We start from the raw sequence: 14,684 nt of genomic DNA, 5'->3' as shown, positions 1-14,684 counted from the left end.
GTGACGTGCCCGAGGTGTGCCTGGAGCGAGGGTGTCCGTCGGTCGGCCCAGGAACCCGGGGAACGAATGGGTGTCGCCTGGGCGTCGACGGCGGCTGGGGTCCGGCGGCGGAAACCGCGTCCGCCGCCATCGACACCGGCAGCGATCATCGCCTCCGGGTAGGGCCGCTCCGGGATGCGGTCGACGGACGATGCCGGCTCGGCGGTCGTGGCCGGCCGCGCGGTGGAGGACGGGTCGACTTCCCCTGATGTCCGTCGGGGTAATCCCCTATTTTTCGATCAGAAGTTGCCGGCCCTTCGAGCCTGCCAGCACACTGACTGCATGTCAGGCGATGTCTCCAGAGCAGATGATTCTTCCCCTCGTCCCTCCGCGTCCGAGCAGCGGGTATCTCATAGAGACCGGGATCAGGCCGTCGAGATCCTCCAGGTCGCGGCGGGCGACGGCCGGCTGACCGTCGCCGAGCTGGACGAGCGCGTCGAAGCAGCGCTGACGGCACGTACCGCCGCCGACCTCGCGGCGCTGACCGCTGACCTCCCGATCGAAGGGATGCCACCGCAAGCTCGCGAGGTGATCCAGATCGATCAGCGCTTCGGGGAAGGCAAGCGTGCCGGTCGCTGGCTGGTCCCACGCCGTATGGAGATCCGGCTGATGTTCAGTGACCTGAAGCTCGACTTCACCGAGGCCGTGATCACCCACGACACCCTGCACATCGAGATCGATCTGCGCATCGGCGGAAATCTGACGCTGGTGACGCCGGCGGGGGTCGTGGTCGATGCCGACGACGTCACCTACAGCCGCGGCGACATCAAACTCCGCCCGGTCACCGGCGAGGAGGTGCCGGTACGACTGCGCGTCGTGCTGAGCGGCAGGTCGACCGGTGGCGACATCGTCGCTCGGCAGCCGCGGCGCACACCCTGGCAGCGGCTTCGACGCAAGCCTTGAGCAGACGACGACCGCTGAGCCCGGAGCTACCGGGCGGGGGCGGCTTGACGCCGCCGGTCGATGAGGCGCCAGGCGAGCTTGGGGGACGCTTGGTGGACGTCGGCTCTGTGTTCCTGCGGAGCTCGCCCGGCACGATCCAGGGCCATGTCCCCGCACATGACCGGACGCTCGCCTCCGGCCCCGGTCGAACCCGTGGCGAGCTGCCGGAGGCGGGCGCCTTGCGTTCTGTTTCCGTTCAGCCGACCTTGACGGAATTCCACACGGTCAGCCAGCCCCAGGAGCCGTAGTTCGACGCGGCATCGGACTTGCCGGGCGGGATGACGACAGCACCTGTGGGAGCTCCACTGCAGTCTTTGCTGAAATAGGCAGTGATGTTCCCGCTGGTGTGGTTCGTGATGGTGTGTGCGCCGGGGTAACCGTTGCTGCCGAGCAGGCTGGTGTAGCAGGTCCCGTTCGTGGGGTTGGTCAGCACCTGGGAGCCGCTGTCCACGACCACCGTTCCGGTTGAGGCCTCGGCGAAGCCCGGGGTGGTCAGGATGGCGGCGGCAGCCAAGGCGGCGGCCGATGCCACTAAGCGACCTCGATATTTTGTGCGCACGCGAATCTCCTCGAAAGAAAGATGCTTCCGTCGCCTTGGCGGCGGCGTCTTGTGATTGCCGAGGAGGGTAGAGGGGTGTGCTATTTCTCCACCATTCTCTACTTATTTCACCTGGAACGGCATATTGAGCCGTTCCGGCCCGGCCGGTTTGCCCGAACTTACTCGCATGTGGTGGTGCGGGGGCTCGGTCCGGCACCTCGGGCTCGATGGGCGGCGCTTGCACAGTGTGACAACGCTGCTCGGCTCTTCGTCGACCATGCAGGGGTCGGCAGGTCAGCAGTTGCGGGGCCAGACGGTGAACGCGCCGGGCACACCCATCCAGTCGAAGGTGGTCGCGCTGGAGTGGTTCTCCTCGGCGAGGTACCTGACCCGCTCCGTGGCCGCGGCAGGGTCCGGATCCGTGTCGTCCAGGGCCGGAGCCACGTTCTCGGCGGCAGTCTGGGTGGTCAGGTAGTGGTTCGCGCAGTACCAGGACATGTCCAGGCCCAGCCAAGTGCTGGCGTCGGAGTCGAACATGACGAACCACGGGCGCAGAGAGGGGTCGTAGATGTCGCGGGGGTCGCCGCCACCCGCACCCGGGTGCGTGTCCGGCCACATCATGGCCTGGCCGATTTTCCCCTGCGCCGCCAGGTCCCGCACGTGCTCTGCGTACTCCTGTGCTGTGGAGAGGTTGTCCAACCGGTAGTCGGCCAGCCTGTTCTCGATGGTGCCGGTGATCGGGTAGAGGATGAACTTGCCGCGCAACTGGCTCCAGGTCGGCCAGGCGTCCGCCTTCGCCGCCGCATCGAGGTTCGGGTATCTTCCGTCCAGCATGTCGCTGGGCCTGAAGACCTTGTCCGCGCCGAGGTACTTCCCGATCACATGGTCGAGTTCGGCCGGACCCATGCCCGCGTTGCTGCGGAAGCCCCACTTCAGCTCGAGCTTCACATAGATCGGGTCGTGGCCGGGGTGGCTGTCGCTCCAGTCACGGAGGTTCTCCAGGCAGTTGCGCAGGCTACCGTTCCGCAGTGTTCTGCTGAGGGACCCGGACCCGAGGGTGTAGGTGCAGTTGTTCTCGTTGAACAGAGGGTCCGCGTGACTGACGATCCATCCGCCGTCCCGGCGGTAGGTGCTGTAGACGTCGAGCTCGACGAGGTGGGCTCCCTGGTCGAGCTCCTTGGTGAGCCGGTTGGACTTGCTCGGTTCGTAGGCGTTGTGGAGACCGGGGACCGCGATGTGGTCCAGCCGCGTCTCGTCGAAGCCGCCGCCGGTTCCGTTCGGTAACGCGTGGACCGGTGCCGAGGACAACAGGGGCACGGCCGCGGTGAGCAGCAGAGCCGTACCCAGGATCCGGGTCCTGTGGAGCAGACGGCTCAGAACGGCATGACGCACGGGCATCAGAACTCCTCCGGTGGGAATGCCGACATACGCGGCACGGCTCACGCACCGGGGCGCTGATGCGCGTGATCGGCTTCCTGGGGCGTGGCGCGTGCAGGGCGTGCGGCGCAACGGTGGTGAGGGTGGAGCTGCGATCTCGCGGTGCGGAGTGGAGCGGCCCGTGTCGCCCGAGGGGGAGCGCTGCTGCCCGGGCCGAGCCAGACTGTAGCGTCGCCCGTGCTGCCGGGCTACCGTCCGGTAGGAATTTTGGGGTGTCGCATCGTCGAGGCCGTCGTCGCGCAGCCTTGTCCTCCGTCGCTGTCCGGTCGGACGCGCCGGAGTCCCGGACCTCGGCGAGCAGGACGAGTGGTCGACGACAACCGTCCAAGGCCTGTAGGAGCGCTGTTCGCAGCGCGGCAACAAGGTCCGGTCGTCAGGGGGCCCTGCCCGGAGCAGGAACGATGCGCGTGAGGCCGCCCCTTCGAGGGGGCGGCCTTCGCGTGCCCGGTGGCGGATCCCGTGGCGGCCTTGAGCCGGACGAAGCGGCGTTCCGCCCTCCCCGCCGGTGCGGACCGGATGGTCATGAGGTCGTTCGGCGGACCATTGTGAGCCGGTTGCGGCCAGGGACGACGGCGGTACACGGCACGCCACAGCCCTTGCGTAACAAGTGCTTAACACCAACCTCTTGCGCACAGCCCCAACAATCGCAAAGGTGTCGGCTCAAACCTTTGATTTCAGGCAGCGAGGGTTTCCTCGCCCCATTCCTCGGCGGCTGCCCGAACCTCAGGAGGAGCGTATGTCCACAGACAAGCCCGTGAGCGAAGTGGAACGGGACAACCCGGTGTCGGGCGACGCACAACGCCTGCACGAACTCGGCTACGCCCAGGAACTGGCCCGCTCGATGTCGGCCTTCTCCAACTTCGCCATCTCTTTCACCATCATCTCCGTCCTGTCCGGGTGTCTGACGCTGTACGGCTTCGGCATGGCCACCGGCGGACCGGCGCTGATCACGTGGGGCTGGCCACTGGTCGGCATCATGACCCTGTTCGTGGGCCTGGCGATGGCCGAGGTCTGCTCCAGCTACCCCACGGCGGGCGGCCTGTACTACTGGGCGGCCAAGCTCGCACCGTCCCACGGGCCGGCATGGTCCTGGTTCACCGGCTGGTTCAACTTCCTCGGCCAGGTGGCGGTCACCGCAGGCATCGACTTCGGGGCGGCGTTCTTCCTGAACGCGCTGCTGGACCTGCAGTTCGGGTTCACCGCCACCCCGGGGCACACCATGGTCCTGTTCGGACTGGTGCTCGCCGCACACGGCCTGCTGAACACCTTCGGCGTGAAGCTGGTCTCTCTCCTCGGCAACGTCAGCGTGTGGTGGCACGTCCTGGGAGTGCTGGTGATCGTGGGCACCCTGGTCGTCGTTCCGTCGAAGCACCAGTCCGCCGACTTCGTCTTCACCCACTTCGTCAACGGCACCGGCTGGCACTCGGGCCTGTATGTCGGCCTGCTGGGCCTGCTTCTCGCGCAGTACACCTTCACCGGCTACGACGCCTCCGCGCACATGACGGAGGAGACCCATGATGCAGCCAAGGCCGGCCCACGCGGCATCGTGATGTCGATTCTGGTGTCACTGGTGGCCGGATGGGTCCTGCTGATCGGCATCACCTTCGCCATCCAGGACTACGACGGCGCGCTGAGCAGCTCGACCGGCGTTCCTCCGGCGCAGATCTTCATCGACGCGGTGGGCGACACCGGCGGCAAGCTGCTGCTGCTCATCGCCATAGGCGCCCAGTTCTTCTGCGGCATGTCCTCGGTCACGGCCAACTCGCGCATGATCTACGCGTTCTCCCGTGACGGCGCGCTGCCCGGCTCCCAGGTGTGGCACAGCATCAACAAGCGCACCAAGACCCCCACGAACGCGGTCTGGCTGGCCACCGGCGGCGCCTTCCTCCTGGGGCTGCCGTACCTGTGGAACGCCACCGCATACGCGGCCGTCACCTCGATTGCCGTGATCGGCCTGTACATCGCGTACGTACTGCCCGTGTTCCTCCGCCTGCTGCAGGGCTCCCGGTTCGAGCGCGGTCCGTGGCACCTCGGCCGCTGGAGCAGGCCGGTCGGTGTCATCGCCGTAGTCTGGACCGTGGTCATCTCTGTGCTGTTCATGCTGCCGACCACCAGCCCGGTCACTGCGACCACCTTCAACTACACCCCGATTGCCGTTCTCATCGTCCTCGGCTTCGCCGGCGTGTGGTGGCTGGTCTCGGCCCGCAAGTGGTTCACCGGCCCGAAGGTCCAGGGCACCCCGGAGGAACTGGCCCGCATCGAGCACGAGTTGGAGTTCTGACAGGACAGCGGGAGGGCAGCGCGGGCGTCGATCAGGAGAGCCCGCGCGGCCGTGCCCCCGGTCGGGCGTCGGCTTCCTCGGCCGGTCGCGTGGCCGGAGGTGAGAGATCCGGCTGTTGCCGCACCGCCCGCCGATGGCCACGGAGGTCCGGTGGGCGGGCGGCACGGCCGCTGCCTGTCTGGCTCGGCGGGTCAGCCGGCGGCCCCACCCGCGCCGGGAGGGATTCCGGAGTGCGTTCTCCCCGGACCGGCGGGCAACTCCAACGGCGTGGACGTTGGGCCGATGCCGGGCCCAAAAGCGTGTCGCGCCCCTGCCCATCGTCACCCGTTCGTGCTGTCATGGACATGCTTTGAGGGCCTTCCCGTGCCAGGGAGGCCCTCGCAGCCGGTCCGGACCGTGTACGCACCTGCTCCGGCGGGCCGCAAACCGGTCCGACTGCCCACTCAAGTTCCAGGACAGCCAAGGAGGACGGCCATGAGACCGTTATCCCAGTTACGCCTGCGCACGGCAATCGTCGGCGGCCTGGCGCTCGCCGGACTCACGATGACGCCCGCTTCGGCGGCGGACGCGCCCCTGGCCTTTGCCTGTCAGGCGAAGCCGCCGGTCGGCTCGGCGCAGACGTTCGACCTCAGCGCCGGAGTCGAAGCCACCGCACCCGAGTCGGTCGCCTCGGGCAGCTCCTTCAACGTCGCCCTCGCCCCCCAGCCGCTCACGGTCCCCGGATCGGTGAGCGGCCACACCGTGAAGTCGATCAAGAACATCCAGCTCACTGCCGCCGTCCCGGCCAACGCGACCCTGACCGGTGAGAGCCTGTCCGGGGGCTCCAACCTCGGCTCCGGAACCCCGAGCGTCACCGTGCGGGGCGACGACATCGTGATGACCGTCCCCGGACCGATCAGCGGCGGCAGCACCTTCACGCTGCCCACGCTGACACTGAACCTGACCGCCGGAGCGTCCGGGACCACCGTCGACACCCGGCTCGTCGGCACCGGCTACGACGACCCCGGGCTCACCTTCACCGCCAGCGTGCCCATCCTCGGCTTCACCGTGAGCGTGCCGACGTCCTGCTATCCCTCTCCGAACCCCGTGCTCAGCTCCACCGCCGTGAGCTGACCGGACCGCCACCGGCAGCGGTGCCGCGGCAGAGCGGGACGGCAGCCCGTTCTCCCAGAGGTCGTGACTCGAGCACGGCCGTGAGGACCGCCCCGGCGAGCCGGCCCCTCTTTGAACCCGACCGTCGTGGAACGACGGCGCGCATCCGGACCCTGGCCGAGCGTGAGACCACGAGACGGTGCCGACACCGCCTCCTGTCGGTTCATGGACACGGCGCACATGCTCTGGTGGGCCCGCGCAACGCGGCTGTGAAGTCCCATGGGTTCGTCCTGCGGATGGCCGGGAAGCCCGGGTACCCGACCCTGCGGTCCGGGTGTGCGGCGAGTCCGTGCTCGGACAGATGAAGGCCTTCCCGTGGCACCCTCGGAGCCCCGGTGGCCTGGGCCGGTGCCCGCTGCGGGCCTCGGCGTCGCGTGGCATGCCCGCAGTGCATCCCGCCATGGCGGGCGGTTCGCGGGGGAGTGTCACCGGCGTCCGGTACCGCGTCCGGTGTGGTGGCCGTCGCGCGACGGGCTTCGATCTCGGCGATCCGTCGGGCGACGGCCTCGGAGGCAGGGGCAAGGGAGCCGATCAGGGTCCGGACGGGGGCGCTGCGAGCCGCGGTCCCGGACGATGACCGCGGCCTCGTCGCACTTCACCTGGCCCGCCCGCCCCGGCCACCGCCGATCTGGACGGCGGGGCCGGGACACTGCGGGGCTCAGCCGGAGTCCGCGGATTGCCCAGTGATATCAGCGATAACGCAGAGTCACTTCCGAGCGCTTACGACCTCGACCTTGACCGCCCAGCGCTTCATGCCGTGGCAGGCCGTCCCGCCCGGCTTGTCCGCCTTCCCGCACAACGGCCTGGACGACGTGAGCTCAGCCTTGCCGGTCGTGGTGGCCTGGAAGGCGGCGATCGTGTTGCCATGCGGGGCACCGATGCCTGCGTTGACCTGCTTCAAGCCCTTGCCCGTTGCTTTGACCGGTGTCCACGGGCGGTCAGGGCTGCCGCCCAGGGTGAGGCGGATCGTCGTGCCCGGGGAGATGCACACCGTGCGCCCGGCGTCGGCGGCGGTGAGGGTTGCCTTCCGGGGACAGGCGGACACGCTGGTTGCCGGATGACTGCCCTTGTCCTTCTGCGTGCCGCAGCCCGCGAGAAGGAGTACGGAAGTGGTGAGTACCACCGGAGCGATGAGGTGGTGTCGGTTCATGAATGGCCTCCTTTTCCCTTGAGACGTGTCACAGGCGCAAAAGGGTCCCGGTCACCGTGAGACGGCTGGGACTCCGGGTGTCGGCGATGCGTTCAGCCGGGGGTACGGCGGCGTCGTCGGCCACGGCACAGGACGGGGAAACCGGGCAGGCACCGCTCCACCGGGCCGGCGCTACAGCTCCCTGTCTCCTTCGGATGCCATGGTGGCTACTGAGCGGATTGCCCATCAGCCGTCGAACAAGTGGGGCCGGGAAGCTCGGGTTCGCTGGTTCCGTCTGCCTTCTTCCGCCAGTGGTCGAGGGAACGCCGGGCGGTGAGGGTGTGACGGTGGTCGGGGCCGAGGACGCGCTCGCGGTCGGCGAGGACCTGCTCGAGTGCGGCTGCCGCTCCGGTCGGGTCGCCCGCCTCACCCCGCCAGTAGGCGAGGCTGTGGCGGGCGGTGAGAGTGCTGGGATGGTCGGGGCCGAGGACGCGCTCCCGGTCGGCGACGACCTCCTCGAGTGCGGCTGCCGCTCCGGTCGGGTCGCCCGCCTCACCCCGCCACCAAGCCAGGTTGTGGCGGGCGGTCAGGGTGGCGGGGTGATCGGGGCCGAGGACACGCTCTCGGTCGGCGAGGACCTCCTCGAGCGCGGCGGCTGCTCCCGCCGGGTCACCTGCCTCGCCCCGCCAGTAGGCGAGGCTGTGGCGGGTGGTGAGGGTGCCGGGGTGGTCGGGGCCGAGGACTCGTACTCGGTCGGCCAGGAGTTCGGCGAATGCGGCTGCTGCTCCGGTCGCGTCGCCTGCCTCGCCGCGCCAGCGGGCCAGATTGTGGCGGGTGGTGAGGGTGCTGGGATGGTCGGGGCCGAGGACTCGTACTCGGTCGGCCAGGAGTTCGGCGAATGCGGCTGCTGCTCCGGTCGCGTCGCCTGCCTCGCCCCGCCAGCGGGCCAGATTGTGGCGGGCGGTGAGAGTGTCGGGGTGGTCGGCGCCGAGATGTCGTGTGGTGGCATCGGTGAGCCGCTGGAGTTGACCGATGGCAGCGATGACCTGTCCGGTCTCGGCCAGGCTTCTCACGGCACGGTACAGAACGGCGTGGGCTTCAGGTTCGTACAAAGCCCTGTTCGCACGGCGCGCAAGGGCGTTGGTGTTGGCTCGCAGGGCGGCGGCGAGAGCGGTGTCGCGCTCGACGTCGGGCCAGACGTCCAGCAGCGCGTCAGCAGCGGTACGCGCGTGGGCGGCGCGCGATCGCGGTGGGAGGAGTTCGTGGACAGCACGTTGGAGGAGTTGGTGAACGCGCACAGCCTGGTGGGGGGCGTCGGGGGTGTAGTCGATCAGGCTGAGCTGGTTGAGGTTCCACAGCGCGTCCACGGCGTCTTCCTCGTCGACGCCGGGGACGTTCGAGGACCGGCCGAGGGCTCCGTGGCCGGTGACCGTTCGTCGGTTCGCTGCGAGGTGGGCGAGTACCGGGGAACTGGTCAGCACCGTCTCGGGGATCCCGTTGGGATCGAGCACCGAGGCCAGCTCCACCATGGGTTCGGCCAGGCCTGTTGGAGCGAGTTGGTTGGCGAGGGCGATGGACAGGGACCAGACGGCAGCGACGGTCCGGTGCTGGTCATCGGGCAGCCCGGTGGCGTCGGCCAGCACGTCGGGCAGGGTGCGGCGGTGGTCGTTCAGCCGTCTGCGGTAGGCCGCGCAGTCCAGGTGTTTGTTGATCATGTAGGGCACCGCCTGAGCCAGGGCAAGGGGCAGACACCCCAGGTCGTCGGCGAGCCCTCGGATCTGCGTGGCGTCGTCGCTGCGGTGGTGTGCGGCGAGTTTCGCGGTCAGGTAGCTCGTGGCCTCGGCGAGGGTGAACAGACCGATGTCGACGAGGCGGCGGCCCTGAGCGGACAGGGCCGCGTCGCGGTTGCGTGTCGTGACCAGGGTCCGCCCGTGCGGGACGTCGGGGGGCCACAACCCGGCCAGAGTGGCCGGGTGCGTCACGTCGTCGAGTACCACCAGCCACCGGCATCCACCCGCGGATGAGGCGGCTGTCGGTGGCATGGCGAGCCATGCCAAGAACGCCGCCGCGGCGCGCCCAGGATCGCTCTCGTCGACGCCCAGGAGGTCGGTGGCGGCACGCGCGTAGGCGCTGACCACTTGTTCGGGCTTCTCGGCGGTCGCCCATACCAGCAGGTCCACGTCTCCGCGCTTCCAGAGGGTGCGGGCGTGGTGGGCGGCGAGCTGGGTCTTGCCGACCCCACCCATGCCGATCAGGACCTGGCACGACACCGCCGAGGTCCCGGCAGACGCCGACAGCTCCAACTGCTCGATGACTGCTCGGTTTTGAAAGCAGTCGGCCTGCCGCGGCAGTACCCCGACCTGGTGCGGCCAGGTCACCACAGGGCGGGTTGCGGCGTAATAGGTGACGTGACCTCCATCGGCCACATAGCCGACGGACAGGCTGCGGTCGCGGGCGCGCGACGTAATCCGCGCCGGCTCACCGAGGCCTGAAGGGGTGCCGGTGAGTTGTGGGCTTGAGGTGGCCGGCCCGTTCAGCCCTGGGACGGATCCGGCGTGGGAGGGGTGCCGATATGGGCTCCTCCGTGAATCACCCCGGCCACGATCGAACCCCCGTCGGCGCGGAGATCCGCATTGCCGCCGATGGCCAGACCTCCCGGCCCGGTGGTCGCCTCAGTGAACCGAGCATGCTGTGCAAGCACGCTACGGAGCTGGGAGGCGGCTTGGTGGCGCTCCGCCTCGTCCAGGATTTCGAACACCGCCTCGATGCGGGCCTGCCAGGACGCCTCGTGGCGTATCCGTGCTTGCGCAGCCTCGGCCGGGCCGGCGCCCCGGAGGGCGGCCGCTGTCCGATCCAGGCGTTCCAGTTCCGCCTGCTCACGCTGCGCCTCGCCCCGGCCGAACCAGCGTGCCAGCGCTTGGCGCAATCCGGACCATGCGTCTGTTCCCGCGGCCGCCACCACAGCCGTGCCACCGGATGCGGCCAGTGCGGCCAACACCTGATCGAGCATCCCGCCCCCCTGATCACGGATGTTGCCTGGGACAGTAACGCCGTACCGAATGCCTCCGCAGCGATTCGCTGGAACGGGGCGGCTGAGCGCTCGAATCGGCCGGTCCCTGCCGTCACCGGGGGACCCGCCCGGCCATCTCCCCGATCCCGTCGCCCGGTACGTCAGGAGCGGCGAGGCGGACCATGTGTCCCTGGCCGGTGCGCGTGAGCCAGGCGCAGGTCCCGAAGGAGCATCCGGCCGGCCTCGATGACTTGCAATTGCCGCTGCGTCAACTTCTACGGTCGTGTGTGTGGCCGGACAGACCGGCCCGGCGATGAAGGGTGTGGCCATGGCCTGGTCGATCGCGGATGTTGCCCGGATGTCCGGGGTGACCTCTCGGACGCTGCGGCATTACGGCGAGATCGGCCTGCTTGCTCCCGCGTACATCGGGGGCAACGGCCACCGCTATTACGAGGAGTCAGAGCTGTTGCGGCTGCAGCAGATCCTCTTGATGCGGGAACTCGGTCTGGGCCTGCGTGAGATCGCAGCAATGCTGGACGGCCAGACCGACCCGTTGGCGGCGCTGCGCGACCATCAGCGCAGACTGCTGTCGGAGAGGGACCGTCTCGACGTACTCGTCCGGACGGTCGGCCGCACCATCGCCGAACTGGAGGAAGACAAGGACACCCGTACCATGGAGAAGATCAGCAGGCCGGAGAACCTGTTCACCGGCTTCGACACCGCACGCTACGAGGCACCCGCCCGTCGGCACTGGCCCAGCCAGGCAGAGCAGTCGGCGCGCTTCACCGCCCATTCGTCCGAGGCCGAGCGGGCACAGTTGGAGCGCGAGGCGACAGCGGCGTTGGTCCGCATGGCCGAGTTCATGCAGGCCGGCACCCCGGTCACCGACCCGGCGGTGCAGGCCGAGGTCGACGCCCACTACCAGGTCATCTGTCGGATGTGGACCCCGGACGCGGCCGCGTTCAAGGCCCTCGGACAGACCTACGTCGACGATGAGCAGTGGCACGCCGTCTACGACGCTGTCGCCGCCGGTCTTGCCGCCTACCAGCGGGACGCGATGGGTGCCTACGCCGACGCCCACCTGAGCTGAGCCGCCCGCTGCTGCTGGGGGCTGCAGACCCCAGCAGCCGGGCTGCTTTCCTCGACCGATCGCCCGGCGGCGACCGCTGCCCATGTGGCGCGGTATAGGCATACGTTCCTGAAGCCCTACGCCGCGACCCCGCCCCTCGACCTCGTCACCACAGCTGTGAGGGCAATGAACTCCGCTGTCGGCCGGGTTCGGGCTCCGCCGGAGATCGGCCGGTCGGTGCGGGACTGCCGCCAGGTGGTCAACAGGGCCATACGGAAACCGTCTTACGGGCAGCCTGGCGGACAAGGGGCATTCGTCCACTGGAGTTGCAGGCGGCGGGGCCGAAGGGGAACGCCGGCCCGGTCGGTGGCCGTTCTGCCGCAGTCGGCGTCCTCACTTGGGCCGTGCACCCGAGTATCTAGCGCAGCTCGTGTCGGTCCGCCCAGGAGGCGATCGCCAGGGCGATCTCGGCAGGGCGGTCCTCCGGGGTGTGATGCCCGGCCGGCATGTCGTGGCGCTCGATCTCGAGGGCGGCCATGTGCTTCTCGCACCAGGCGACCAGGTCCGGGCCCATCATCGAGCCGGGGCCGGGCGCGAAGTCGATCAGCAGCTTGGGGACGTCCGCGCTGGCCCCGAGCCACGCGTCGTAGGCCTCGACGCGGGCCACGACATCGGCGGGCTCACCCCCGAGGGGCATGGCGCGCGGCCACTGCAGCAGCGGTCGGCGGCTTTCCGGGGTGGGGTAGGGCCGCAGGTACGCCTCCAGGTCGGCGCGGTCGAACGGGCCGACAACCGTGCCGGGGAGACCCTTCTCGATCATGAGGTTTTCGTCGAGGATCATGGCCTCTCCCACCCGCTCCGTCTTGATGGCCCGAAACAGCTCGCGGCCGCCCTCGGGGAACTCCTCCCACGTCATCGGCTTGACGATGGTCTCGGTGAAGGCGATGCCGCGGACCCGGCCGGGATGGCGGGCGGCGAAGTCGAAGGCGAGTGCGCCGCCCCAGTCGTGGCCGACCAGGACGACGCCGTCGAGTCCCACCGCGTCGAACCAGGCGTCGAGGTAGCGGGCGTGGTCGTCGAAGGTGTAATCGATCTCGGGTTTGCCCGAGTCGCCCATGCCGATGAGGTCGGGGGCGAGCAGGCGGCCCCGGCCGACGGCCGGCAGGACGTTCCGCCACAAGTACGAGGAGGTGGGGTTGCCGTGCAGGAAGACGATCGGGGTGCCCGATCCGTGCTCGCGGTGAGCGATCGTCGAGTCGAGGACGGGGGTGGTCGGCATGCGGGATCTCCCAGGGGTGTGTGGACAGGGCGAGGTCAGCGGTAGGCGGCGGCGTTGCGGGCGGCCCAGTCCGTGAAGGGGCGCGGCGCGCGGCCCAGGACCCGCTCGATGTCGGGGCTCACCCGGCGCTCGGCAGGCAACGGTTCGCCGAGGATGGCGAGGGTGCCCTCCACCACCGGTGCGGGCATGAACGCGAGCAGCTGCTCCCGCGCCTCGTCGCGGGTCTGCTCGATGAAGTGGACCGGTTCGCCGATCGCGGCGCCGATCGCCGCGGCCCGCTCGCGCGGGGTGGTCGTGGCAGGACCGGTGAGTTCGTAGACAGCGCCTGCGTGGCCGGGCCGCAGCAGCGCGGCGGCGGCGACCTCGGCGACATCCGCCGGGTCGACCATCGGCAGGCCGACGTCGCCGAACGGGGCGGCGGCCACCCGGTCGCTGCGTATCGGCTCGGCCCACGCGAGGGCATTGGATGCGAGCCCACCACAGCGCAGCACGGTCCACTCAAGGCCCGAGTCGCGGAGTGCGGTCTCGAAGGTGGCGGCATGGCGGTAGACGTCGGGGCGGGTGGCAACGCCGAGAGAGGAGATCAGGACGACCCGGCGGACGCCACCCGCCTTCGCGGCGTCGAGGATGCCGTGCGGATCGTCGCCTGCCACGAGGAGGAACAGTGCGTCGGCTCCGTCGACTGCGGGGCGGAGGCTGTCCGGGGCTGCGAGGTCGGCCTGTACGTGGCGCGCGCCGGCGGGAAGGTCGCGCGCCTCGCCACGCGAGATGGCGGTCGCCGTCTCGCCTGCCTCGGCGAGGATGCGGACGGTCTCGCGGCCGATGTTCCCGGTGGCTCCAGTCACTGCGATCACAAGGGCTCCTGTGTGAGTTAGTTGACTAACTGAGTCGGAGCCCGACCGTAGCTCACTGTGCTGGGGTTCGTCTACAGTCAGTTGGGTGACTGACTCAGAGAAGCGGGCGCGGCGCGCTCCCGGGAAGCGCGAGCGGCTGGCCGCTGCGGCGGTCAAGGTGCTGCACGAACAGGGCGTCGAGAAGACCACCCTGGCTGATATCGCGCGGGAGGCCGACGTCCCCGTGGGGAACGTCTACTACTACTTCAAGACCAAGAACGAATTGGTCGAGGCCGCCATCGACGCCCAGCGGCAGAACCTCTCGGGAATGATTGCGGCCCTGGACGCACTGCCGACACCGGGTGAGCGCTTGAAGGCGCTCATCGCCGGGTGGGTCGAACAGCGTGACACCGCAGTACGGTTCGGTTGCCCCACGGGCACCCTCGCGTCCGAGTTGGACAAGCGGGCCGACGGCCTCGACGCCACGGTCGCCGCGGTCATGTGCACCCTCATCGACTGGGCCGAGCGGCAGTTCGCCGAACTTGGCCGGAGCGATGCGCATGAGCTCGCGGTCGCGCTGATCGCCGCCTACCAGGGCATCTCGGTGCTGACCAACACGCTCCGCGACCCGGAGCTCATGGCCGTCGAAGGCCGCCGCCTGGAGCGTTGGATCGACTCACTGGCGTGACCCGCCGCGCGCCGTCGACGTACTCGTGAACGGACGTGACTGCTCAGCAGGTTCGACGCGACGGTGATCGGCCCCCATTGGACGGTCCCTGCGCGGGCGCTCGAGCGGGCCCACGACGTACCGCGCCTCGGAGCACCGGGACATCCGGGGCACCTCGGGTCCGGGGTCCAGCGGACCGGGCGAGCGCGGGGAGGGCCACGGTGAACGGGGCCTCGTCCGGGTGCGCCCTCAGCTGCTCCCAGCCGAGGCCGTCCACGAGGAAGACGCAGGCCCGGTCGGTGGGTGCG

12 protein-coding genes and 1 pseudogene are annotated in these 14,684 nt (G+C 69.5%); 5 read left to right on the top strand and 8 right to left on the bottom strand.

The window, feature by feature from the left end:
* Positions 1-174: 174 nt before the first annotated feature.
* Positions 175-942 (top strand): DUF1707 SHOCT-like domain-containing protein, encoded by a 768-nt coding sequence (locus tag ACWCP6_RS33605; protein WP_450936409.1) that lies wholly within the window; start codon positions 175-177, stop codon positions 940-942.
* A 235-nt stretch (positions 943-1,177) separates the two neighbouring features.
* On the opposite strand, the gene ACWCP6_RS33600 is transcribed toward ACWCP6_RS33605, so the two are convergent.
* Together ACWCP6_RS33600 and ACWCP6_RS33595 are read right to left on the bottom strand one after the other, a co-directional pair.
* Entirely contained in the window at positions 1,178-1,540 is a 363-nt protein-coding gene (locus tag ACWCP6_RS33600; protein WP_450936408.1) for a hypothetical protein, read from the bottom strand.
* Positions 1,541-1,813: 273 nt separating this feature from the next.
* Entirely contained in the window at positions 1,814-2,917 is a 1,104-nt protein-coding gene (locus tag ACWCP6_RS33595) for a Ca2+-dependent phosphoinositide-specific phospholipase C (protein ID WP_450936407.1), read from the bottom strand.
* Positions 2,918-3,692: 775 nt separating this feature from the next.
* Here ACWCP6_RS33595 and ACWCP6_RS33590 point away from each other — a divergent pair.
* A complete protein-coding gene (locus ACWCP6_RS33590; RefSeq protein WP_450936406.1) occupies positions 3,693-5,237 on the top strand; it encodes an amino acid permease in 1,545 nt (514 codons plus the stop codon).
* Positions 5,238-5,711: 474 nt separating this feature from the next.
* Positions 5,712-6,350, top strand: a complete 639-nt coding sequence (locus ACWCP6_RS33585; RefSeq protein ID WP_450936405.1) for a cyclase — start codon at positions 5,712-5,714, stop codon at positions 6,348-6,350.
* Positions 6,351-7,095: 745 nt separating this feature from the next.
* Here the strand turns inward: ACWCP6_RS33585 and ACWCP6_RS33580 are convergent.
* From ACWCP6_RS33580 to ACWCP6_RS33570, 3 genes are all read right to left on the bottom strand, one after another.
* On the bottom strand, positions 7,096-7,539 hold the full coding sequence (locus tag ACWCP6_RS33580; RefSeq protein WP_450936404.1) for a hypothetical protein: 444 nt from the start codon (positions 7,537-7,539) through the stop codon (positions 7,096-7,098).
* A gap of 206 nt (positions 7,540-7,745) precedes the next feature.
* Positions 7,746-9,944 (bottom strand): tetratricopeptide repeat protein, encoded by a 2,199-nt coding sequence (locus tag ACWCP6_RS33575; protein WP_450936403.1) that lies wholly within the window; start codon positions 9,942-9,944, stop codon positions 7,746-7,748.
* Between the two features lie 107 nt (positions 9,945-10,051).
* A complete protein-coding gene (locus ACWCP6_RS33570; protein ID WP_450936402.1) occupies positions 10,052-10,528 on the bottom strand; it encodes a hypothetical protein in 477 nt (158 codons plus the stop codon).
* 328 nt (positions 10,529-10,856) lie between these two features.
* Between ACWCP6_RS33570 and ACWCP6_RS33565 the strand changes: the two genes are divergently transcribed.
* Positions 10,857-11,618: a MerR family transcriptional regulator gene (locus ACWCP6_RS33565; RefSeq protein ID WP_450936440.1), complete on the top strand. Its 762-nt coding sequence runs from the start codon at positions 10,857-10,859 to the stop codon at positions 11,616-11,618.
* 397 nt (positions 11,619-12,015) lie between these two features.
* On the opposite strand, the gene ACWCP6_RS33560 is transcribed toward ACWCP6_RS33565, so the two are convergent.
* Positions 12,016-12,876 carry a haloalkane dehalogenase gene (locus tag ACWCP6_RS33560; protein WP_450936401.1) on the bottom strand — a complete coding sequence of 287 codons (861 nt, stop codon included), beginning with the start codon at positions 12,874-12,876 and terminating at the stop codon, positions 12,016-12,018.
* A gap of 35 nt (positions 12,877-12,911) precedes the next feature.
* Positions 12,912-13,730: an SDR family oxidoreductase gene (locus ACWCP6_RS33555; protein ID WP_450936400.1), complete on the bottom strand. Its 819-nt coding sequence runs from the start codon at positions 13,728-13,730 to the stop codon at positions 12,912-12,914.
* 85 nt (positions 13,731-13,815) lie between these two features.
* Here ACWCP6_RS33555 and ACWCP6_RS33550 point away from each other — a divergent pair, with 85 nt between their 5' ends.
* The gene (locus ACWCP6_RS33550; protein WP_450936399.1) at positions 13,816-14,397 is read left to right on the top strand and encodes a TetR/AcrR family transcriptional regulator; all 582 of its coding nucleotides are present in this window, start codon (positions 13,816-13,818) and stop codon (positions 14,395-14,397) included.
* A gap of 145 nt (positions 14,398-14,542) precedes the next feature.
* On the opposite strand, the pseudogene ACWCP6_RS33545 reads toward ACWCP6_RS33550, so the two are convergent.
* Positions 14,543-14,684: pseudogene (locus ACWCP6_RS33545) on the bottom strand (alkaline phosphatase family protein); the annotation flags it as partial.

The organism is Streptomyces sp. NPDC002004, assembly GCF_053593975.1.
Note: the sequence above shows the minus strand (reverse complement) of the source record. Positions and strands in the feature narration are given on the sequence as shown.

What these genes read in the sequence shown, in the direction of transcription:
- ACWCP6_RS33595 (WP_450936407.1), bottom strand. Translation starts at nt 2,917, where the DNA reads ATGCCCGTGCGTCATGCCGTTCTGAGCCGTCTGCTCCACAGGACCCGG.
- ACWCP6_RS33580 (WP_450936404.1), bottom strand. Translation starts at nt 7,539, where the DNA reads ATGAACCGACACCACCTCATCGCTCCGGTGGTACTCACCACTTCCGTA.
- ACWCP6_RS33605 (WP_450936409.1), top strand. Translation starts at nt 175, where the DNA reads ATGCGGTCGACGGACGATGCCGGCTCGGCGGTCGTGGCCGGCCGCGCG.
- ACWCP6_RS33560 (WP_450936401.1), bottom strand. Translation starts at nt 12,876, where the DNA reads ATGCCGACCACCCCCGTCCTCGACTCGACGATCGCTCACCGCGAGCAC.
- ACWCP6_RS33590 (WP_450936406.1), top strand. Translation starts at nt 3,693, where the DNA reads ATGTCCACAGACAAGCCCGTGAGCGAAGTGGAACGGGACAACCCGGTG.
- ACWCP6_RS33565 (WP_450936440.1), top strand. Translation starts at nt 10,857, where the DNA reads ATGGCCTGGTCGATCGCGGATGTTGCCCGGATGTCCGGGGTGACCTCT.
- ACWCP6_RS33570 (WP_450936402.1), bottom strand. Translation starts at nt 10,528, where the DNA reads ATGCTCGATCAGGTGTTGGCCGCACTGGCCGCATCCGGTGGCACGGCT.
- ACWCP6_RS33585 (WP_450936405.1), top strand. Translation starts at nt 5,712, where the DNA reads ATGAGACCGTTATCCCAGTTACGCCTGCGCACGGCAATCGTCGGCGGC.